Annotated in this window: 22 protein-coding genes; 10 read left to right on the top strand and 12 right to left on the bottom strand. The window is 71.6% G+C overall.

Annotated features, from left to right (window positions below; all coding sequences use genetic code 11):
- Positions 1 to 3: 3 nt before the first annotated feature.
- The gene (locus AOK15_RS28125; RefSeq protein ID WP_055521158.1) at positions 4 to 1,416 is read right to left on the bottom strand and encodes an NsdA family TPR-like regulatory protein; all 1,413 of its coding nucleotides are present in this window, start codon (positions 1,414 to 1,416) and stop codon (positions 4 to 6) included.
- A 305-nt stretch (positions 1,417 to 1,721) separates the two neighbouring features.
- On the opposite strand from AOK15_RS28125, the gene AOK15_RS28130 reads away from it, so the two are divergent.
- The 4 genes from AOK15_RS28130 to AOK15_RS28145 all read left to right on the top strand — a co-directional run bounded on the left by AOK15_RS28130 (position 1,722) and on the right by AOK15_RS28145 (position 4,430).
- Entirely contained in the window at positions 1,722 to 2,543 is an 822-nt protein-coding gene (locus AOK15_RS28130) for a helix-turn-helix domain-containing protein (protein ID WP_055521175.1), read from the top strand.
- A 4-nt stretch (positions 2,544 to 2,547) separates the two neighbouring features.
- Complete coding sequence (locus AOK15_RS28135; RefSeq protein ID WP_055521159.1) at positions 2,548 to 2,799, top strand: DUF397 domain-containing protein; 252 nt, start codon at positions 2,548 to 2,550, stop codon at positions 2,797 to 2,799.
- Positions 2,800 to 3,042: 243 nt separating this feature from the next.
- Entirely contained in the window at positions 3,043 to 3,588 is a 546-nt protein-coding gene (locus tag AOK15_RS28140; RefSeq protein WP_055521160.1) for a hypothetical protein, read from the top strand.
- Between the two features lie 32 nt (positions 3,589 to 3,620).
- The gene (locus AOK15_RS28145) at positions 3,621 to 4,430 is read left to right on the top strand and encodes an SAM-dependent methyltransferase (protein WP_055521161.1); all 810 of its coding nucleotides are present in this window, start codon (positions 3,621 to 3,623) and stop codon (positions 4,428 to 4,430) included.
- Between the two features lie 52 nt (positions 4,431 to 4,482).
- Here the strand turns inward: AOK15_RS28145 and AOK15_RS28150 are convergent, their stop codons facing one another.
- The 7 genes from AOK15_RS28150 to AOK15_RS28180 all read right to left on the bottom strand — a co-directional run bounded on the left by AOK15_RS28150 (position 4,483) and on the right by AOK15_RS28180 (position 10,995).
- On the bottom strand, positions 4,483 to 6,228 hold the full coding sequence (locus AOK15_RS28150) for a PP2C family protein-serine/threonine phosphatase (protein ID WP_055521162.1): 1,746 nt from the start codon (positions 6,226 to 6,228) through the stop codon (positions 4,483 to 4,485).
- On the bottom strand, positions 6,225 to 7,286 hold the full coding sequence (locus AOK15_RS28155; RefSeq protein ID WP_055521163.1) for an ATP-binding SpoIIE family protein phosphatase: 1,062 nt from the start codon (positions 7,284 to 7,286) through the stop codon (positions 6,225 to 6,227). The genes AOK15_RS28150 and AOK15_RS28155 overlap by 4 nt, the downstream gene beginning before the upstream one ends.
- A complete protein-coding gene (locus AOK15_RS28160; RefSeq protein WP_055521164.1) occupies positions 7,286 to 7,726 on the bottom strand; it encodes an anti-sigma regulatory factor in 441 nt (146 codons plus the stop codon). Before AOK15_RS28160 ends, AOK15_RS28155 begins: the two co-directional genes overlap by 1 nt.
- Positions 7,726 to 8,166: an STAS domain-containing protein gene (locus AOK15_RS28165; protein WP_055521165.1), complete on the bottom strand. Its 441-nt coding sequence runs from the start codon at positions 8,164 to 8,166 to the stop codon at positions 7,726 to 7,728. The genes AOK15_RS28160 and AOK15_RS28165 overlap by 1 nt, the downstream gene beginning before the upstream one ends.
- On the bottom strand, positions 8,163 to 9,062 hold the full coding sequence (locus AOK15_RS28170) for an STAS domain-containing protein (RefSeq protein ID WP_055521166.1): 900 nt from the start codon (positions 9,060 to 9,062) through the stop codon (positions 8,163 to 8,165). The genes AOK15_RS28165 and AOK15_RS28170 overlap by 4 nt, the downstream gene beginning before the upstream one ends.
- Before the next feature lie 530 nt (positions 9,063 to 9,592).
- A complete protein-coding gene (locus AOK15_RS28175; protein WP_055521167.1) occupies positions 9,593 to 9,997 on the bottom strand; it encodes an STAS domain-containing protein in 405 nt (134 codons plus the stop codon).
- 119 nt (positions 9,998 to 10,116) lie between these two features.
- Entirely contained in the window at positions 10,117 to 10,995 is an 879-nt protein-coding gene (locus AOK15_RS28180; protein ID WP_420876980.1) for an RNA polymerase sigma factor SigF, read from the bottom strand.
- Positions 10,996 to 11,353: 358 nt separating this feature from the next.
- Between AOK15_RS28180 and AOK15_RS28185 the strand changes: the two genes are divergently transcribed.
- From AOK15_RS28185 to AOK15_RS28195, 3 genes are all read left to right on the top strand, one after another.
- Positions 11,354 to 12,220, top strand: a complete 867-nt coding sequence (locus AOK15_RS28185; protein WP_055521168.1) for a SigB/SigF/SigG family RNA polymerase sigma factor — start codon at positions 11,354 to 11,356, stop codon at positions 12,218 to 12,220.
- 109 nt (positions 12,221 to 12,329) lie between these two features.
- Positions 12,330 to 12,632 carry a DUF5133 domain-containing protein gene (locus tag AOK15_RS28190; RefSeq protein ID WP_055521169.1) on the top strand — a complete coding sequence of 101 codons (303 nt, stop codon included), beginning with the start codon at positions 12,330 to 12,332 and terminating at the stop codon, positions 12,630 to 12,632.
- Positions 12,633 to 12,680: 48 nt separating this feature from the next.
- A complete protein-coding gene (locus AOK15_RS28195; protein ID WP_420876981.1) occupies positions 12,681 to 13,139 on the top strand; it encodes an ATP-binding protein in 459 nt (152 codons plus the stop codon).
- An 89-nt stretch (positions 13,140 to 13,228) separates the two neighbouring features.
- Here the strand turns inward: AOK15_RS28195 and AOK15_RS28200 are convergent, their stop codons facing one another.
- From AOK15_RS28200 to AOK15_RS28210, 3 genes are all read right to left on the bottom strand, one after another.
- Entirely contained in the window at positions 13,229 to 13,675 is a 447-nt protein-coding gene (locus tag AOK15_RS28200) for an ATP-binding protein (protein ID WP_055521171.1), read from the bottom strand.
- 165 nt (positions 13,676 to 13,840) lie between these two features.
- Positions 13,841 to 15,568 carry a SpoIIE family protein phosphatase gene (locus AOK15_RS28205; protein ID WP_055521172.1) on the bottom strand — a complete coding sequence of 576 codons (1,728 nt, stop codon included), beginning with the start codon at positions 15,566 to 15,568 and terminating at the stop codon, positions 13,841 to 13,843.
- Between the two features lie 154 nt (positions 15,569 to 15,722).
- Complete coding sequence (locus AOK15_RS28210) at positions 15,723 to 16,811, bottom strand: glutamate--cysteine ligase 2 (RefSeq protein WP_055521173.1); 1,089 nt, start codon at positions 16,809 to 16,811, stop codon at positions 15,723 to 15,725.
- 181 nt (positions 16,812 to 16,992) lie between these two features.
- On the opposite strand from AOK15_RS28210, the gene AOK15_RS28215 reads away from it, so the two are divergent.
- The 3 genes from AOK15_RS28215 (at position 16,993) to AOK15_RS28225 (ending at position 18,888) form a co-directional block, all read left to right on the top strand.
- Complete coding sequence (locus AOK15_RS28215) at positions 16,993 to 17,226, top strand: hypothetical protein (protein WP_055521177.1); 234 nt, start codon at positions 16,993 to 16,995, stop codon at positions 17,224 to 17,226.
- Positions 17,227 to 17,493: 267 nt separating this feature from the next.
- Complete coding sequence (locus AOK15_RS28220; protein ID WP_240508620.1) at positions 17,494 to 18,117, top strand: GNAT family N-acetyltransferase; 624 nt, start codon at positions 17,494 to 17,496, stop codon at positions 18,115 to 18,117.
- 123 nt (positions 18,118 to 18,240) lie between these two features.
- Positions 18,241 to 18,888, top strand: a complete 648-nt coding sequence (locus tag AOK15_RS28225; protein ID WP_079058753.1) for a DinB family protein — start codon at positions 18,241 to 18,243, stop codon at positions 18,886 to 18,888.
- Positions 18,889 to 18,919: 31 nt separating this feature from the next.
- Here the strand turns inward: AOK15_RS28225 and AOK15_RS28230 are convergent.
- Positions 18,920 to 19,584, bottom strand: a 665-nt coding sequence (locus AOK15_RS28230; RefSeq protein WP_167738866.1) for a squalene/phytoene synthase family protein, incomplete at its 5' end; no start/stop codon positions are given.

Genomic DNA, 19,584 nt, shown 5'->3' on the forward strand with positions numbered 1-19,584 from the left:
CCCTCAGGCCGCCGCCCCCAGCACCACCCGCGACCGGCGTTCGAACTCCTGCACCACCGGCTCGTGTCGGCGGGACGCGAGCCGTCCCCGGAAGTCGCGCAGGGCCTGGATCGACCGCTCGCTGTGCACCCCGCTGAGCGCCTCCAGCGCGTCGGTGGCGGTGGCGACGGCCTCGTCGAGGCGGTTCTGCTGGAGGTGGGCCGTGGCCAGGACGGACCGGCTGATGGCCTGGCGCCGCCGCCGGTCCGTGTGCGCGCGCACCGACTCACTCGCCGTGTGCTCGGCCTGCGCGGCCAGCCCCAGGTCACGGAAGCAGACGGCCGACTCGGCCTGCAGATAGTGGTGGTCGAGGAACCGCACCCACGGCGACTCCTGGGCGGCACCCCGGCTCGCGTCCAGCTGCTTCTCCGCCGCGCGGAGCGCCTCGGCGGTCTCGCGCGGCCGTCCGAGCGCCGCATGACCCCGAGCGGACATGGCGTGCAGCCGCATCAGCCCGAGCGGGCTGCCCGCGTCCTTCGCCGTGGCGACACCGGCCCGCGCCAGCGCCACCCCCTCGTCGGGACGGCCCAGACTCGTCGCCAGATGCGACAGCCCGGCGAGGATCTGCCCGCCGAGCACATGGTCGCGGCCCTCCGCGCACAACCGGAGCCCCTGCGTCATGTATCGCTGCGCCAGGCCGTACTCCCCGGCGTCGTACGAGCTCCAGCCCGCCATGGCGGCCAGCCGCGCCGCAGTGGCGAACAGCTCACGCCGCTGGTTCGCCGGGATGCCGCGCTGCTGCAACATCGGGATGACCTCGGTGGTCAGGTACTGCACGATGCTCGTACGGACCCCGCCGCCCCCGTACTGGTTGTCCATCTCGTCGAACATGCGGATCATCGCGTGGACCTGCTCCACCGGACCCCCACCGGACACGGACGCGAGCCGGGGCGCGTCACTGCTCTCCACCAACCACAGCAGCCACGCCCGCTGAGGGTTCGTCAGCGCGCCCGGCACGAACGGCACCGACCCCAGCAGGCTCCGCCGTGAGATGTCGGTCGACCCCAGCTCGACCAGGGTGTGCAGGGTTTCCGCCACGTTCTCCCCGTACATCAGCGCCCGTCCCGTCACCGGCCGCCCCCGGTCGAGCGGAAAGCCGAGATCCGCCGGAGTCAGGGCACGGCCCAGTCGTTCGCCGAGGACGGCGGCGATCAACTCCGGGGTGTTGCCCCGCGGTTGCTGGCCCTGTAACCAGCGGGTCACCGAGGCCTTGTCGTAGTTGGTCTCCGAGCCCTGGCAGCGGCCCAGCTCATTGACCCGGAGGGCGAGGGAGGCGTACGAACAGCCGGCCTCCTTCAGGGCGGCCGCGAGCGGCTTGTTGGGCCCGCCGGGGGTCTTCGCCGGGGTCCTTGCTAATCCGTTGGTCACGGCGGCCATCCAGGAGTCGCATCGTGTCGGCGCGCGGCTGCGAACCCGTACCCACCCTTGCGCCAACTCCGGGGCGGGCCGGAGGAGTTCGAAGGACACTGACCGCTCCGTGCGGCAGGTCGCTCGATCACTATGGTGGCCGAACAACTCAGCCCGCAACCGGCGTTCTGATAATTTCAGAATGAACTCCCAGGACCTGTCCTTGTCAATGGATCGCGTGGCACACTGCACGCTGTGAATCCCGCCCCGGGAGGTTGCACGTGAGTGAGACCCGCGTCGGAGGGAGCGCCCCGGCGGCGCCCACGGTCCTGCGCATGGTTCTCGGAAAGCGGCTCCGTCAGTTACGGGAGCAGGCCGGTGTCTCCTTCGACGAGGCCGCCCGCGCCATCGAGGTCACCGCGCTGACGGTCCGCCGCATGGAGAAGGCCGAGGTCGGCCTCCGCATCCCCTACGTGAAGGAGTTGCTGCGCACCTACGGGGTCTCCGACACCGAGATCGAGGACTTCCTCTCCCTCGCCCGGGAAGCCAACCAGCCCGGCTGGTGGCACAAGTTCCGCGACGTGCTGCCCGAATGGTTCAGCGCGTACGTGAGCCTGGAGAGCGAGGCCCAGGTCATCCGCCTCTACGAACCCCAGTACGTACCCGGCCTGTTGCAGACGCACGACTACGCCGCCGCGCTCCTGCGCGTCGGCTTCCCCAACGCGAGCCCCGAGGACGTCGACCGCCGGGTCGCGTTACGGCTCAGACGCCAGGACCTCCTGGTCAAACCCGAAGCGCCCGCCATCTGGGCCATTCTCGACGAGACCGTGCTGCGCCGCCCGGTCGGCGGGTCCGAGGTGATGCGGGCCCAGATCGACCGGCTCGTCGAGGCCACGGAACGACCCAAGATCAGAATCCAGATCATGCGCTTCGCCGCCGGGCCGCACCCCGGCGCGTACGGCCCCTTCCACTACTTCCGTTTCGGCTTCTCCGAACTCCCCGACATCGTCTACACCGAGGGCCTCGCCGGCGCCCAGTACGTCGACCAGCCCGCCGAGGTCGTGACCTACCTGGAGGTCCTGGACCGGATGTCCGTGCAGGCGGAACCGGTGGCCCGGACCAGGGACATCCTGGCGGCACTACGCAAGGAGTTGTGACCACATGGCAAGCACACCCGACCGCCCCGTCCACAGTGGCATCCCCGCCCCCGAACTCGGCGCCGAGGGCTGGCACAAGCCCTGGAGCGGCACCAACGGCGGATCCTGCGTCGAGGCCAAGCGGCTGCCCGACGGCAGCGTCGCCTTCCGCCAGTCCAAGGACCCCGACGGCCCCGCCCTCGTGTACTCGCGCGACGAGGTCGTCGCGTTCCTCGAAGGCGCCAAGGCCGGACAGGCCGACTTCCTGATCGCCTGACCGGCGGAACCCCGCGCTCCCGGACCACTACGCCCGCACAACCGGACAACGCCCGCACGGACTCCCCCCGGCGCCCGGTCCCCGCGCACACTGGGGAACCCCGCCCACGCGGGGCGAGCACACCACCGCAGGCGCACCACCCGAAGGGAGCGGCATGCGCACGCCGCCTCGTGTCCCCGGTCGAGCCATGCCGACCGACCGACACGCCGGCCGCCCCGGCCGGGCCGCTCCCGAGGGGCGGGGATGACCCCTCCCCCCACCCTCACCCGCTACCGGACCCTGATCGTCGAGGGCCACGAAGGGCCCGACCGGGGCCTGCTCATCGCCGCGCTGGCCCGGCTGGGCTTCCAGATCCGGCACATGCCGCCCGGCCTCCACCACCTCGACCCCGCGCTGCCCTACCGCGAACTCCTCGCCGGACCCGGCCGCCTGGCCGTCGACAGCCGACTGATCGCCGAGCTGGTCCACGGGCCGCTGCGGCGCGGCCGGTCCCGGGTCACCTGGATCCAGGCCCTCGACTTCGCCGAGGCCGTGGCCGAACGCGACGGCGCCATGCTGCACCTGACCACGACCGGCCGCGCCCCTTGCGAGCGGGGCCACCGGCCCGGCGACGAGCAGGCCACCGAGGCGGCGGAGACCGCCGGCGCCTACACGCGCGCGTTCGACACCCTCGCCCAGCACGTGCCGGTCGTGACCGTCCACGTCGGCGAGGCGAGCCGCCCCACACGGGCCACCGAGGCCCGGCCCCACCAACTCTGGGGCGACACAGAGCAGTTGACGATAGGTTAGCGACGACCAGCGATGTGAGGCAGGAGAGTCCCATGCCAGACGGCCACCCCACTCCCGACCAGGAAGCACTGTCGAAGATCGACACCACGGTGCCCCACTCGGCCCGTATCTGGAACTACTGGATGGGCGGCAAGGACAACTACGACGTCGACCGGATCGCTGGTGACGCCTACCGGGAGATCGCCCCCAACATCGAGACGATGGCCCGGGCCTCCCGCGTCTACCTCATCCGCACGGTCACCTTCGTGGCCCGCGAACGCGGCATCCGCCAGTTCCTGGACATCGGCACCGGCCTGCCCACCTACGACAACACCCACCAGGTCGCCCAGAAGGTCGCCCCCGAGTCCCGCATCGTCTACGTCGACAACGACCCCCTGGTCCTGCGTCACGCGCAGGCCCTGCTCACCAGCACCCCCGAAGGCGTCACCGACTACGTCGACGCCGACCTGCACGACCCCGACGCCATCCTCGAACACGCCGGGAAGATCCTCGACTTCGGCAAGCCCGTCGCCCTCATGCTCATGGGCATCCTCGGCCACATCCAGGACTACGAGGAGGCCAAGGACATCGTCCGCCGCCTCCAGGCGGCACTGCCCCCGGGCAGCTACTTCGTCCACTACGACAGCACCGACACCGACGCCGAACTCAAGCGCGCCCAGGAGGGCTACGACGACACCGGCGCCGTCCCCTACGTGCTGCGCAGCCCCCGCCAGCTGACCGCCTACTACGAGGGCCTCGAACTGCTGGAACCCGGCATCGTCTCCTGCCCGCTGTGGCGCCCCGAGCCGGGCAGCACCCCGGAGCCGACCGACGTGTACGGGGGAGTGGCGTACAAGCCGTGACCCGCCCGGCCTGAAGGCGCGCCACCCCGGGGCCCCGCCTCGCTCCGCGGGTTCACCGGAGCGGGGCCGTGACCTTTCCCGCGTCGCCGTCCACATGGCACAGCAGCAGGCAGACGTCGTCCTCGTGCTCGGAGTCGTCCAGCAGCGGGTGCAGCAGCAGGTCGGCGGAGCGCTCCAGGTCCTCGTCGAGCGTCGACGGCCGCAGCGCGCCCAGCGTCCTGGCCAGACGGTCGATGCCCGGGTCTATGCCCTGGGCGCGGCGCTCCACCAGACCGTCCGTGTACAACGCGAGCGTCGAACCGGGTGGCAGCGGGACGGTGTGGTCGGCGATCTCCTGGCGCAGCGGGATACCGAGCATCGCTCCCGGCTTGGCGTCCAGTACCCGCACCTCGCCGTCGGGCGAGCGCAGCACCGGCGGCGGATGGCCCGCGGCCGCCCACGTCAGGGTCGGCTCCTGCGGATGGAAACGGGCGATCACCGCCGTGGCGTACAGGTCGGGCTGCAGATGGTGCAGGAGCAGATGCAGCTGGGTGAGGAGCTGGCCGGGGCTCTTGCCCTCCACCGCGTAGGCGCGCAGCGCGGTCCGCAGCTGGCTCATCATCACGGCGGCGTGCAGACCGTGCCCCGTGACGTCGCCGATCACGGTGATCAGGCCGCCGTCGGGCTGGCGGAAGGCGTCGTACCAGTCACCGCCGATGTTCAGGCCCCGGGTGGCCGGCAGATAGCGCGCCGCGAGCCGCAGACCCGGTGTCAGGGGCAGCTCGGTGAGCAGGGCACGCTGCAACGTCTCGGCGATGTCCCGGTTGTGCTCGAAACGCCGGGCGTTCTCCAGGGCGACACCGGCCCGGCGCGCCAGCTCGATCAGCATGAACGCGTCGTCGGCGTCCCAGCGTTCGCCCGGCGGCGACAGGGTGAGCACCCCGAGCGGGGCACCACGGGTCATCAGGGGCACACACAGCAACGGCCGCTCGGGGTCCAGCGCCGAGGGCGGCTGGTCGTCGACCCCGGGAAGACCACCGGGGTGGTCCGCCGCGTACTGGGGGCGACCCCGGCGGGCGGCCAGGACGGCCGCCCCCGGGCGCGGACCGCTCAGACGCGCGTCGTCGTCGCCGTCGAACAGCCAGACGTCGGCGGTGCGCGCGTACCGGGGCACCAGCAGCGTCGGCAGCAGCCGCACGATCTCGTCATGGTTCAACGACGCCGTCAGGGCGGCGCTGGCGTCGGCGAGGAACGTGAGCCGGCCCCGCGCGTTCTCCGCCTCCTCACGGGCCTTCTGCTCGGCGGCGAACAGCTCCCGCTGCGCGCGTCCCGCCGCGTCCAGCTCCGCGTGGAGCGCGAGCACACCCTGATTGGTCTGGTGCAGTTCCTCACGGTGGAAGGCGACCAGCGCCTCCTGCTCGTCGAGCTTCTCCAGCAGCAGCGCGGCGTCCTCGTCCGCGCCGAACAGGGCCTCCGCCAGCGTCACCGGATCGTCGCCCACATGCCCGGAGTCCGGGAGCCCCGCCTCCTGGGCGCAGCCGACGGTCAGCCGCCACGGCTGCCGGAACTCGCCCGGCCGCTGTGTCGCCGACGTCACCTCCACCAGGAACCGGCTGCCGGCCGGCGGCGTTGCCGCGGCCCGCGCGCTCAGCAACCAGGTGCCGCCCTTGGTGAGGCACTGCCGCAACTGCGCGGTGAGCGCGGTCACCAGCCGGGCGCGCTCGGTCGGGGACACGCCGTGCGCCGTGGCCAGCCGGGCGGTGGCGATCCGGGCCCGCGCCGCGTCGGTGACGGAACTGATGTGCCAGGTTCTGGTCATGGGAGGTGATCCGGCGGGGAGGGGCTCAGCACCGCGACGCTGGTGTCGTCGCGGACCGGCCGGGCGGAGCTGCTCGCGTCACGCACGATCACGGCGGCCACGACAGCGGGGTCGAGAGCGGTGCTGTGGGCTGCCGGGCCGGGGCTCCAACGGCTCGGCAGCCCGTCGCTGTGCAGCACGAGAAGACAGTCGTCCCCCCAGGGCACCTCATGCTGCGGCATGGTCGCCGACCGGTGCGCGCCCACGATCCCGGGCCGCGACAGCAGGGGCCGCCACGTCGCGCCGGTCCGCAGCCGCGCCCCTATGTTGCCGACGCCGGTGAACAGCAACCGGCCTGCCGAGGTGTCGAGTTGGGCGACGGCGACGGCCGCCCCCCGGGTGTCGCGCAGCGCCCCCTCCAGTCGGCGCATCACCTGCCCGGGCGGCAGATCGGGCACCCGGCGCAGCTCCTCCACCGCCGCCGCGGAGGCGCGTGCCGCCTCGGGGCCGTGCCCCAGCCCGTCGGCGAGGACCAGCGTCGTGAGGTGGTCCGCCCGTACCCACGCCCAGGCGTCGCCGGAGAACTCCGCGCCCGCCAGCGGGATGTTGACGCCTCCCGCCCGCACGCCGTGCCCGTCGGAACGCGCCGCGGCACCACGCCGCCGACGGGAACCGAGCCGCGCCAGGGCGACGGTGCCCCGGCCGACCGTGCTGTGCAGATCGAAGTCGTCGGCGACCCGACGACAGGTGCCGAGCCCCGCGCCCAGGGAGGACGTGGTCGAGTAACCGTCCCGCAGCGCGCCCCGCACGTCCCGCATCCCTGGCCCGTGGTCGATCGCCACGATCTGCACCATCGGGATCCGGTCGTCGCCCGCGGGTAGCCCGTCCACGACGTCCAGCAGTATCAGCCCGCCGTCGGCGTGCTTGAGCAGGTTGGTCGCCAACTCGGTCGCCACGAGCGCCGCTTCGGCGGCCCGGTCCTCGTCCAGTCCGGCCCGCACCGCCGCGGCCTCCGCCGCCACCCGGGCGTCGCGCACCCGGGTCGAGTCACGCACCGGCACCTCCCACACGCGGGACATCACCGCTCCTCGCGTGGCCGCGGCGGACCCGGCAGCCAGGTCGTCACCGTCACGGTGGTGCCCCCGCCGGGCCGGCTGTCGACGGTGAACTCATGGACCAGTCGCCGCGCACCGCCGAGCCCCATGCCGAGACCCTCACCGGAGGTGAAACCGTCCACGAGGGCCCGGTCGAGGTCCGGGATGCCCGGCCCTTCGTCGCTGAACGCCAGCCGCAGCCCTCGTACGCCACCGTTGGCCGCCGGCGCGCACTCCATCTGGCCCCCGCCGCCGTGGATCAGGGTGTTGCGGGCCAGTTCGCTGGCCGCCGTCACCAGTTTCGTCTGTTCGACCAGGCCGAAGCCGAGCTGGGCGGCCGCCTGCCGCACATGCTGCCGTACCCACACCAGATCCAGGTCCGAGTGGATCGGCAGGCAGGCGGAGACGCTGCCGGCGGTCTGCATCACACACTCTCCTGGCGGGTGTGCCCCGGGCGGGGGAGGGTCGGGCGCCGGTCGCCGAGGAGACACATCGCGTCCTCGGTGGTGAGCGCGGTACGCAGCCCGGGCAGCGTCAGTCCCAGCTCCACCAGGGTGATCGCCACCGCCGGACGCATGCCCGCGATGACGGTCCGGGCGGCGAGCAGACTCGTCTGGGCGGCGATGTCACCGAGGACCCGCCCCAGGAACGAGTCGACGATCTCCACCCCCGACAGGTCGATGACCACCCCCGTGGCCCCGCTGCGTGCCACCGTGTCGCTGATGTCCTGCTGGAGCTGCTCCGCCGTGCCGTCGTGCAGATCGCCCTGCAACGTCACCAGCAGCACGTCACCCAGTCTGAGGACGGGGACGGGAGCCGCATACGGGGACGGCCCGCCGTACGGCGAGGGGAAGGCGCCGCTCACCTGTACTCCGAACCGGCGCCCTTGCGCGCGACGATGTCCGCGCCCAGCTGCCCCAGCGCGTAGGCGAGGGCGTCCGCGAGGCTCGCCCGGGTCAGCACCGAGCTGAGGTCGATGCCCAGGTGCACGATGGTCTGCGCGATGGGCGGCCGGATCCCGGAGACGATGCACTCGGCCCCCATCAGCCGTGCCGCCGCGACCGTCTTCATCAGATGCTGGGCCACCAGGGAGTCGACGGTCGGGACGCCGGTGATGTCCAGGATGGCGAACCGGGCGTGCTGCTCGACGATGGAGTCCAACAGCGTCTCCATCACGACCTGGCTGCGCGCGCTGTCCAGGGTGCCGATCAGGGGGACGGCGACGATGCCGTCCCACAACTTGATCACCGGAGTGGCGACTTCGAGCAGTTGCAGCCGCTGCCGGTGGATGACCTCCTCGCCCTCGCTCAGCGCCGTCTCCAGCACGACCAGCCGCAGCGTGCCCATGAGGACCGTCAGGGTCGTGGTGCACTCGCGGATGTGTTCCGCCGGTGCGTCGGGGAACTCGGCGAGGAACAGCTCCGTGACGGGGGGCCGTAGCGCGTCGACCTCGCTGGAGATCTCGGTGATGCTGGAACCTGCCCGCGCCCGGGAGGCAGCCGTCCGGGCGAGCTGGTCGCGGATGACGTGGAAGCCGCCGGACTCCGCGTCCTCGACCGAGTCCGCGGTGGCCACCGCGGCGAGCGCGTCCACGACGGCCCGGCCCGCCTCCACCGCCTCGTCCCGGGAGTGGGTGAAGACGGTACGGAACAGCGCGGCGTCGGCCCAGCGTTGCGCGATCTGTTCCTGCCTGTCGCGCAGGAAACCCGCCACCTCCTGGGCCGGTGTCCTGCGATGGGCTGCCGTGTCCTGCTCCGGCACGGGTCTCTCCTCACGTGCTGTGGTGACTTCCCGCTGCGGGGAACGAGTGGGGGGCGACGTCCTGGGGCGGCGCACATGGCGTCGCACGGTCCGACACTCCTGAGGAGGTGCCGGCCGCCCGACGCGGCTCCCGGGGCCTGCACCGCCCCGCGCACCCGCTGCCCGGCACCCCCTTCGGCCGGCCGACTCGGCGACGGGTTCCAGGATTTGGGATACGACGCGGGTGGGTCCGGCGTCGTCGGTCGGTGCGCACCGAGCCCGCGAACGGGTCGGCGTGGACGGCTCTGTCGCGCGTCGCGCGACACCGCCGGGGCACGGATCCACGAGGGGGACGCCGTCGACGCCAGGAGCGTCCGACCGTCGATCCGGCCCTGGTCCGAAAGGCATCCGAACCCTTCCCACGTGCTTGCCTCGCGCTCACTCTGTTGCTTCCGGCGACAGTTGTCAAACGACAACTATTGGCCCTCGATGTGACCCCGCCCGTCCCCGGACACCGCCCGAGCGGCGCCGCCCACCAACCCCTTCGACGGCTACGCCCCGGTCGACGGCTCGTCCGGCCGGCTCGGCAGCCGACCGGAGTCCACGGCCGCCAGCGCCTCGTCGACACTGTCCATCGTCGCCACGGTGAGGCTGACCCCCGTGAGATCGAGGATCCGCCGCACCGCCGGCGTCGGGGCGATGACGTACACACCCCCCGGGATCTCCCGCACCTCCTGATAGGTCCGCAGGATGATGTTCATGCCGGACGAGTCCATGAAGGGGACGGCCGACACGTCGAGGAGGAAATGCCGTCGACCGTGGCTCAGTTGATTCGCCAGATGATGTTGCAACTCGGTCGCCGTATCGATGTCCAGTTCCCCTTCGATGGTGAGCAGAACGGCGTCCTCGCGCGGCAGATCCACCTTGATCGACAGGGGGTTCTGGGCAACGGACACAAGGGCCTCCCACAGGCGCTACCGATCGGGGCCGGGTGCCCCGATCAACGAATTCGATGCATCGCTCGGCGACGCGCCCGTGCGCATACCCGCGAATCATCCGTCCACACGGGGTGTGATCAGGCAACTCCCGGTTCCAGGAGTCCCTTGCGCAGCCGCTTGATGATGCGGCTGATCAACCGGGAGACATGCATCTGGGACACACCGAGCTGTGCGGCGATCTGGGACTGGGTGAGCTCCTCGACGAACCGCAGATGGATGATCCGCCGCTCCCGCTGGTCGAGTTGGGCGATCAGCGGCGCCAGCGAATGGAAGTCCTCGACGAGTTCCAGCGACGGATCCAGCTCGCCGATCAGGTCGCCCAGCACCGTGTCGCCGTCCTCCCCGCCGTCGAAGGTGAGCGCCGCGTCCAGCGAGGAGGTGTTGTAGCCGTTGGAGGCCTTCCGTGCCTCGATGACCTCCTCCTCGGACAGGGACATCAGCTCCGACAGCTCACGCGTGGTCGGCATGCGGCCCAGCCGGGACTGCAACTCGTCCGTGGCCTTCGCCAGCTCCACCCGCGCTTCCTGGAGCCGCCGCGGCACATGGACGGCCCAGCTCGTGTCACGGAAGAAGCGCTTGATCTCGCCGACGATGTACGGCACGGCGAACGTCGTGAACTCCACCTCACGGGACAGCTCGAACCGGTCGATGGCCTTGATCAGCCCGATCGTCCCGACCTGGACGATGTCCTCCTGGGAGTCCTCACGGCCGCGGAAGCGCGAGGCGGCGTACCGCACCAGCGACAGGTTCATCTCGATCAGCGTGTTGCGCACGTACTGGTAGTCGTGGGTCCCCTCGTCCAGCATGGCCAGCCGGTCGAAGAACTGCCGCGACATCGCCCGCGCGTCCTTCGGCTTGACTTGTGACGGGTCCTCGATCCACGGCAGGGCCGCCCCCCTGGTCAGGACCTTCTCCCGTGCCGTGGCCGTTGTCCGCGCTGCCGTCACGGCTGCCATGCTGTCCACCCCTCTCACCCGAACGCTTGCTGCCACCCCACGCTTGCCCCCGTCCTCCCAAGTCAGTCCCACTCCGCCCCGAAAGGGACGCTCCGGCTCCGCACTCTGGCCGGAAGTCGTCGCCGCGGCTCCGCCCGGTCGGCCCGGCCGCCCCACCGGCACCGCCACCCGGTACGTGTATCCGGCACGAAGAAGGCGGCGCACGGTTGTTTGCCTCCCGAATCGAGGGGCAATCGGTTCTCCACGCCTCCGTGACGGAGGCGCGCCGGAGGAAACGGTGTTCGCGTCCGGGTCTTCATCGCCCGCCCGCCGTGCCCCTCCGCGAGTCCCTGACAGCGTCGTTCAGGAGCGATTCCGCATGCTGGTCAACGTGTCCGCAAACGGATCCGGTACGTCCGCCCGCCCCGGCACCATCGACAGAAGGTCACACGACGACGCCCCCGACACCACCGCCGCCTTCACCCGGCTGGCCGCGATGGACGAAGGACCCGAGCGGGACGCCGTACGAGACGCACTCGTACAGGCCTGGCTGCCCATGGCACACCGCATCGCGGGCCGGTTCCGCAACCGGGGAGAGTCACTGGAGGACCTGCGTCAGGTCGCCGCCATGGGCCTGGTGAAGGCGGTGGACCGCTACGAGCCCGAACGGGGGGCGTTCGAGAGCTACGCCGTACCCACCATCACCGGAGAGATCAAACGGCACTTCCGCGACCGGATGTGGACCCTCAGGGTCCCCCGCCGCGTGCAGGACCTGCGCAACAAGGTGCGGGTCGCCCGCCGTGAACTGAGCCAGACCTCAGGCGCCACCGAGCCCTCCATCGCCGACATCGCCGCCCACACCGGCCTCACCGAGGAAGAGGTCAACGCGGGCATGGAGGCGCTGGAGAGCTTCAGCGCCCTCTCGCTGGACGCCGAGATGTCCTCCGGGGACGACGGCTACAGCCTCGCCGACACCCTCGGCTCGTGCGACGAGGCGTACGACGTCGTCGTCGACCGGGAGGCGGCCAAGGAAGGGCTGCGCCGGCTGCCCGAACGGGAGCGCGCCATCCTCTATATGCGTTTCTTCGAGGACATGACCCAGAACCGTATAGCCGACCGCCTCGGCATCTCCCAGATGCACGTCTCCCGCCTCATCAGCCGCAGCTGCGCACGGGTCCGCGAGGAGGCCCTCGGCCAGGCCGCCCGGACCGGCGACCGCGACGTCCGGCGCACCCGCGACAGCTGAGCGACCGCCCGGGCCCCCGGCCGCGCGCCGCACCCAGGGACCGATCCGTCCGGAAACCAGTCTTCATGTCCATGAATCCTGTCGTCGAGTTCACCCAGGAGCGAACCAGATGCTGATGCCCCATCCCGCGACGCTGCGCCGACTCGTCGAGGAGTACGAGGCGCTCAAGTCGTACGAGGGCGAGCAGAGCGACCCGCAGTCCACGCGCCGAACGCAGGACCTCGCGTACACGTTGTGCGTGTCCACGGGCACCCGCGACGTCCGGCAGGCCCTGGAGGCCGCGCGTCGGCAGCTCGCCGCCGCGCAGGCCACGGCGACGGCCGAACTGTGCGGGCACGGGATGGGAACGAGTGGCGATGTCGGCAGTCATGGTCCGGGCAGGAGCGGGTATGCGGCGCTTCATGAACAGTGACGCACACCCCTGTCCTGCCTCGCCGGCCCCGCGCACAGCATGACGGCGATGGAACGCCGACCGGTCGGGGAGCACGGCACCGCTTCCGCCGAAGGCCTGTCCGCCGAGGCGGCGCGCCCGCCGGTCACCATCACCAGTGCCGCGGCCGCCCGCCGCTATGTGCGCTCGGTCGTGGGGGAGGGGTGGCGCGCGCCGTCGGGGCCGCCGACCGAGGCGGCCATGATCGATCTGCTGCTGGTCGTCTCCGAGCTGGTCACCAACGCGGTCCGGCACGGCGGCGGACTGGCGGGCTTCGACGTGCGCGTCACCGAGGACGGCGTACGGCTGGACGTGCGGGACTACAGTCCCGCCGTCCCCGCCGCAGCGCACGGCCCCGGAATGCCGCCCCGCTCCCACGAGGGCAGCGGATACGGCTGGCCTTTGATCAACCGGCTGTCCAGTCAGGTCGACGTCCGCGGCCGGGCGGAGGGCGGCAAGACGATCAGTGTCCTCGTGCCGCTGACCTGATCCCGAACGACAGGCGAGCGCCCCGACCCACCGGGCCGGGGCGCTTCCGTGTCGTCTGCCACCAGGGCGGCGCATTTCCTCGCCAGGGCTCACCAGGGCAGGAAGACGTGGATGTCCTTGCCGCGCTGCCTGCCCTGGTCGTGCACCACCACGCTGACCTCGTCACACAGCGTGTGGATGAGGTACCAGCCGATACCGCCGCCGCCCTTGCTCGGGTGGAAGGGGCGCGGCTCGGGCGACGTGACGCTGGTGTCGTGCATCATCACGTGCACCCCGTCGTAGGTGCGGCGCAAGGTGAGCTCGAACGGCCCGGGTGCGTACTGCACGGCGTTCGCGGCCAGCTCGGTCACCACCAGCAGGATGTCGTCCCAGTGCTCCTGCGCGGTCGGCAGGGACGTGCGCGCCAGCGTGCCGAGGAACCCCTCGGCCGCCGCACGGGCACCCGTCACGTCGCCGAGTTCCCCGTCGAAGGCGGCGTGACGCTTCTGGATCTCCTCGGAAGGCAGTTTGTCGTCCCAACACGGCTCTGTTGCCATCTCGTCTTTCCCCGCTCGGCTCATCGAGGCTGACGCGAACTCGCGTTCCCTCTCAGAGGCACGTGCTTCCCCCGATGAGAGCGGCTACGCGTTCGAAATGGTAGGGATGTATGGGGCATTGGGGAAGACTGTGGCCTCCTGCCGCTCTCCCCGTACGAGTGCCCGCTACCGCCCGGCCGACTCACCTTCTCCGCCAGGTGTCCGCAGAACCAGCAGCGCCACGTCGTCGTCGTTCTCCGCGGGACGCGCGCGCTCCAGCAGCAGGTCGCAGAACACGTGCAGGGGACGGTGCGCCAGCGCGGCGGCGTGCTGCCGCAAACGGGCCATACCGCGGTCCAGGATGTGCCCGGGGGACTCGATCAGGCCGTCCGTGTACAGCACCAGCGTGGACAGCGGCGGCAGCGGGGTCCTTGTGTCGGTGCGGCTGCGGACGAGACCGGTGCCGAGCAGATGGTCGTGCTCGTCGTCGAGGAAGGCCGACCGCCCGTCGTGCGTGATCAGCAACGGCGGCGGATGACCCGCGTTCGTCCACCACAGCGCCCACCCGTCGGCGCTCCGCTCCACCCGGCCGAAGATCATGGTGGCCATGGACGCCTCGGTCACGTTCACCACGGCCTGGTCCAGCCGCTCCACGATCGCGCTCGGCGGCTCCTCCAGCGCCCAGGCGTAGGCGCGGAGCATGTTGCGGACCTGCGCCATTCCCGCGGCCGCGTCGATGTTGTGGCCCACGACGTCCCCGATGGCCACCGCCGTCGCCCCGTCCGCCAGCGTGAACGCGTCGTACCAGTCGCCGCCGACCTGCGCCGACCGCGACGCCGGCACGTACCGCGCGGCCATGCTCAGCCCCGGCACCTCCGGCAGCTGCGGCAGCAGATGCCGCTGCATGGTCTCCGCGATGTGCCGCTGCCGCTGGTACAGCCGGGCGTTCTCCAGCGCCAGCCCCGCCCGTCGCGCGATGTCCTCCAGCAGCGACAGCTCGGCGTCCGTCATGGCCGCCGACTCGGCGTTACGGCCCAGCGTGAGGGCGCCCAGCACCGCGCGCGGACCCCGGATGGGCGCGATCGCCACCGAGTGCATGCCCGTCACCTTGAACAGCCGCTGCTGGGCCACCGCGATCCCCGAGTCCGGTGGCCCCTGGTACGTCTGTGGCCCGGCCAGGGTGGACGCCGCCCCGCGCAGCGCCCGCGACAACGGCATGAGCGACTCCTCGTGCACCGGCGGCAGCGGCCCCTCCAGTTCCTCGCACCGCACCACGGCACCGCCGTGATGGGTCGCCACCGTGGTCCGCCACACGTCGTCGCTCTCGGTGATCAGGTCGACCACCGCCCAGTCCGCGAGCCGCGGCACCACCAGCCGCACCAGCCGTGCCACGGCCTCCTCGGCATCCAGCGTGGAGGTCAGCCGGGTCGTCGTCTCGGCGAGCAGAGCCAGCCGGTCCAGCTGCGACAGCGTCGGCGAGGCCGCCGTCGAGGGCACCCCTTCCTCGGGGTCCGTCTCGTAGAACAGGACCGCCGCGCCCAGCACACCCCCTTCGAGCCTGCACGGGGTGACCAGCCAGGACACCGGCAGCAGAGTGTCGTCGCCGCGGGTGAACCACTCGTGCGCCCCGCCCCGCGTACTGCCGCCGAGGAACGCGTGCATCATGGGGCAGGCGGCCCGAGGCATGCTCTGGCCGAGGCCGTCGCGGTGCAGCAGATCGTGGGCGTCCCGGCCGACGAGCGCGTCGGCCGACCGGCCGAGCAGGAACGCGGCCCGAGCGTTCACGGCGACGATGGAGCCGTGGTCGTCGACCACATACATGCCCGCGTGCACCAGGTCGGGCAGATCGCCCGGCGACCGCACCGCGGGGCCGGGACGCCGCCCGGCGGTGTGGTCGGGATTCCACGCGTTCATGCTCGGATCCTCGCCTTCGAGACTCAGCGAACGGGGCCGCCGGCCCCCCACCGGGGGAGGAGCGCCGACGCACGTTCGGAACGCAATACCCCGTCCGCGCCGACCTACGCGCACGACATTTTCGCCCAGGGAAGGCCGCCCGGCCAGGGAGACCTCACGCCTGTGTGTGCCGGACGCAGGCGGCGACGACCTCACGCAGACTCCCCGTCCGTTCCATCACCTCCCGCTGCACCCGGGCCCCGTTGCCCCGCCGCGAGAGCGCGGCGATCGAGTCGCGGACCAGATCGAGGTCACCGTGGTCGGCGAGCGCCTCCTCGACGTGCTCCACCAGGGAGTGGATCACCTCGCCGGCGGGCCGGGGGCGCATCGTCGCCGGGTCCAGGAGGTTCTCCGTGGTACCGGAACGGGCGGCCCGCCACCGGGCCAGCCGCAGCAGCCCGGCCGTGTGACCGAGCGCTTCCCGGCCGGCCCGCCATTCCCGGGCCGCGGTCTCGACGAGCCCCCGGGTCAGCGCCGCGACGAGGACCGCGGTGTCGGGGTGCAGACACACGTCCGCGACCCGGATCTCCACGGTCGGATACCGCTGGGCGAGCCTCGCCTCGAAGTACACCATCCCCTCGTCGCGCACGACCTCCGTGGCCGTCAGCTCCGCCACGCACCGGTGGTACCGCTCGGCCGTGCCGAAGAGTTCCGTCGGACCGGCCATCGGCCACATGTCCCACACCTGACTGCGGTAGCTGGCGTACCCGCTGTCGCGGCCCTGCCAGAACGGCGAGTTCGCGCTGAGCGCCGTCAGCACGGACAGCCACGGCCGGATACGGTCCAGTACGGCCACGCCCTCGTCCTCGGACTCCACCGACACATGGACATGGCAGCCGCACACCAGCTGCACCTGCGTGTCGAGCCCGAACTCCCGGGCCATCCACTGGTACCTGCTGTTCATCGTGATCGTCGGGTGCACGGGCAGCGGTGACGTGGCCAGCGCCACGACGGCCCCGCCCACCTCCTCGGCGTGGCGTGCCGCGTCCTTGCGGCAGCGGACGATCTCCGACCCGAGGTCCGTCATCTGCGACTGGGGATGCGTCGCGAACTCGACCTGCTCGTCGTGCAGCTCCTTCTCGAACACGTCCTGACCCGTGCCGTCCCGCGAGGCGCGCGCGAGCACCGCCGCGGCCCTGGCCTGCGGCTCACCGGTCTCCGGATCGACCAAGAGGAGTTCTTCTTCCACTCCGACGGTACGCACGTGATCTGGCCCTTCTCCCATGAGGTGGTGACAGCCGTGTGCCCTCGCACGGGGTCGGGACACCTTGCCGTCGGGCGGCGCACGGGCCGTGTACACCTCCACGGTCCGGGTACCCGTGCCGCGCTCCGGAAGCCGCGCCGAACCGGCGCGGCCCCAGCCCCCGACCGAGGAGGAGGAGAACGTGACCAGCACCGCTGAGACCGGCCATGTGACCGGCACGGCAGACAAGGACTACAACCTGATCTGGTACGTCGAGGCCTGCCTGGAGAACGCGCTGCGGCTCGAGAGCTACATCCAGGACGCGGAGCGGGCCGGCGACACCGAGGTGACCGAGCTGTTCCGCAAGGCACAGGCCGACAGCCGCAAGGGAGCCGAACTCGGCAAGCAGCTGCTGAGCCGACGCCTGGCGGACTGACCGGCAGCGGGGAGGCCCCCACACGCCCGGGTGAGCCCCCTCACCCGGGCCGCACCATCTCCAGGGCCTCCCGAACGGTGCCGCCCCCGCGCGGCTGGAGGGGGGTGCGCCCGGGAGCGCCGGTCGGCGGATCGGGCCCGGGGCGACAAGAAGCAACGGGCGCGGGAACGACCCCGGACCGCACAGGAGCGACGGTTGCCGTAACGACCCCGGACCGCACAGGAGCGACGGTTGCCGTAACGACCCCGGACCGCACAGGATGCTGCGGTGACTCGACCCGCAGTGCCCGCCGCCGTACGCCCGTACCGCCCCGAGGACGCCGAGGCGCTCCACGAGATCTGCGTCCGCACCGCCCACGTCGGCAAGGACAGCCGCCCTCACTACGCCGACCCCGACATCTTTCCGGCGATCTTCGCGACGCCCTACGCCCACCTCGAACCGGACCTCACGTTCGTCCTGGACGACGGTGAGGGCCGGGCCGTCGGCTACGTCCTCGGCACCGCCGACACCCCCGCCTTCGTGGAGAACTTCCGTACGAAGTGGCTCCCCCGCGTGGCGAACCGCTTCCCGGTACCGCCGTCCCCGCCGCGCACACCCGACGACGCGATCACCGAGTTGCTGTACCGCCCCGAGCGCATGCTCGTCCCCGAGGTCGCCGCCTACCCCGCCCACCTGCACATCGACCTGCTCCCCGCCTGGCAGGGGCAGGGCTACGGCCGAGCCCTGATGCACGCCTTCCTGGGGGCCCTGCGCGAGCGAGAGGTGAACGCCGTCCACCTCTCCATGCTGACCGCCAACACACCGGCCCGCGCCTTCTACGACCGCCTCGGCTTCCACGAGATCGAGGTCCCGAACCCCGGGCCGGTCACCTACCTCGGCCGCACGCCGTAGCCGACACCCCACGACGACAGCCCCCACCCGACGACGACCGTGCCGAACGCGGGCCGGCGCCCCGAACGCCGATGGGCCGGTGGGCTGATGGACAGAGATCGCAGGAGCGGCAGACTGTCACCCATGACCTCATCAGACCCCACCGATACGGCTGGTCCCACAGTCCGTGTCGTCCCCACGGGCCCCACTGAGCCCAGGGCCGACCTCCGCTTCTATCTGCAGGAAGCCCGTGACGCCCTGCTCTGGAAGCTGGAGGGGCTGTCGGAGTACGACATCCGCCGCCCGATGACCCCCACCGGCACCAACCTCCTGGGCCTGGTGAAGCACTGCGCCGGCATCGAACTCGGCTATCTGGGCGAGACCTTCGCACGCCCCTCGGGTGAGCCCCTGCCGTGGCTCGACGACGGGGCGGACCTCAATGCGGACATGTGGGCCACCGCGGAGGAGTCCCGCGCGTACGTCGTCGACCTCTACCGCCGAGCCTGGGCGCACGCGGACGCGACGATCGACGCGCTGCCTCTCGACACGATCGGCAGGGTGCCGTGGTGGCCGAACGACCGCAACGAGGTGACCCTCCACCACGCCGTGGTCCGCGTGACCGCCGACACCCACCGTCACGCCGGCCACGCGGACATCGTCAGGGAACTCCTGGACGGCTCCGTGGGCATGAGCGTGAGCAACACGAGCCTGCCGACGGAGGATCCGGCCTGGTGGGAGAAGCACAGAAACCGCCTGGAAGAGGCGGCGAAGGAAGCCGACCGCGACACCTGACCTTGTCCGCGCAGGGCCCGGCCGGGACGGCTCAACGCTCCGCGCGAGCCCTCCGCCAGGCGCGTGCCAACACCCGCAGGGTGCCCAGCGGAGGCGGGGACGCCGAGCCACGCAGCAGCTCGGCACCCCGCCGCAGCGCAGAGTCGGCGGTCAGCAACTCGATCTCGACGAGCGCCTCCACCAACGCCCTACTGGGCCCGGGAACATGAGCCGACAGCTCTCTGGACGCCGACAACCCGGCACGGGCCGCCCGCACCTGCTCCTCCACCAACTCCCGTACCCCCGCGGACTCACGCCCTGCCGCGAGATCCTCCACGCTGACGGAGAACCGCTTGAGCGTCTCCATCGGCACGCCGAGCCGCCCCTCCCGCAGGTCCTCCGCGAGGTCGTTGACGAAGTCGAGCCGCTGACCGGCCTCGATGAACGTCCGGCACCCCGCCCGGAACGACCCGTCGTCGGCGTCCGGCCCGATCAACGAGGCGACGAGCATGAAGCCCGGCAGCGAGTAGGCGTCCACGTACGCCTGGAAATCCGTCTCGGTGGCGAAACCGTCGAACTCCAACTCGGCGGTGGCCGTGGACAGATACGCCTCCACCACACCGCGAAGCCGCGGATACGCCTCCATGGTGTGCACCAGGGTCCGCATCAACGGATCGTCGCCGACCCCCGTCTCCAACGCCCGCCGAACCCGCCCCT

The organism is Streptomyces ossamyceticus (genome assembly GCF_001418475.1).
Lineage (GTDB): Bacteria > Actinomycetota > Actinomycetes > Streptomycetales > Streptomycetaceae > Streptomyces > Streptomyces ossamyceticus.

Coding starts and splice junctions, on each gene's coding strand:
- AOK15_RS28155 (WP_055521163.1), bottom strand. CDS start 7,286: ATGTCCCGCGTGTGGGAGGTGCCGGTGCGTGACTCGACCCGGGTGCGC.
- AOK15_RS28180 (WP_420876980.1), bottom strand. CDS start 10,995: ATGGCAGCCGTGACGGCAGCGCGGACAACGGCCACGGCACGGGAGAAG.
- AOK15_RS28150 (WP_055521162.1), bottom strand. CDS start 6,228: ATGACCAGAACCTGGCACATCAGTTCCGTCACCGACGCGGCGCGGGCC.
- AOK15_RS28205 (WP_055521172.1), bottom strand. CDS start 15,568: ATGAACGCGTGGAATCCCGACCACACCGCCGGGCGGCGTCCCGGCCCC.
- AOK15_RS28160 (WP_055521164.1), bottom strand. CDS start 7,726: ATGCAGACCGCCGGCAGCGTCTCCGCCTGCCTGCCGATCCACTCGGAC.
- AOK15_RS28190 (WP_055521169.1), top strand. CDS start 12,330: ATGCTGATGCCCCATCCCGCGACGCTGCGCCGACTCGTCGAGGAGTAC.
- AOK15_RS28145 (WP_055521161.1), top strand. CDS start 3,621: ATGCCAGACGGCCACCCCACTCCCGACCAGGAAGCACTGTCGAAGATC.
- AOK15_RS28125 (WP_055521158.1), bottom strand. CDS start 1,416: ATGGCCGCCGTGACCAACGGATTAGCAAGGACCCCGGCGAAGACCCCC.
- AOK15_RS28225 (WP_079058753.1), top strand. CDS start 18,241: ATGACCTCATCAGACCCCACCGATACGGCTGGTCCCACAGTCCGTGTC.
- AOK15_RS28200 (WP_055521171.1), bottom strand. CDS start 13,675: ATGGCAACAGAGCCGTGTTGGGACGACAAACTGCCTTCCGAGGAGATC.
- AOK15_RS28140 (WP_055521160.1), top strand. CDS start 3,043: ATGACCCCTCCCCCCACCCTCACCCGCTACCGGACCCTGATCGTCGAG.
- AOK15_RS28185 (WP_055521168.1), top strand. CDS start 11,354: ATGCTGGTCAACGTGTCCGCAAACGGATCCGGTACGTCCGCCCGCCCC.
- AOK15_RS28130 (WP_055521175.1), top strand. CDS start 1,722: ATGGTTCTCGGAAAGCGGCTCCGTCAGTTACGGGAGCAGGCCGGTGTC.
- AOK15_RS28135 (WP_055521159.1), top strand. CDS start 2,548: ATGGCAAGCACACCCGACCGCCCCGTCCACAGTGGCATCCCCGCCCCC.
- AOK15_RS28195 (WP_420876981.1), top strand. CDS start 12,681: ATGGAACGCCGACCGGTCGGGGAGCACGGCACCGCTTCCGCCGAAGGC.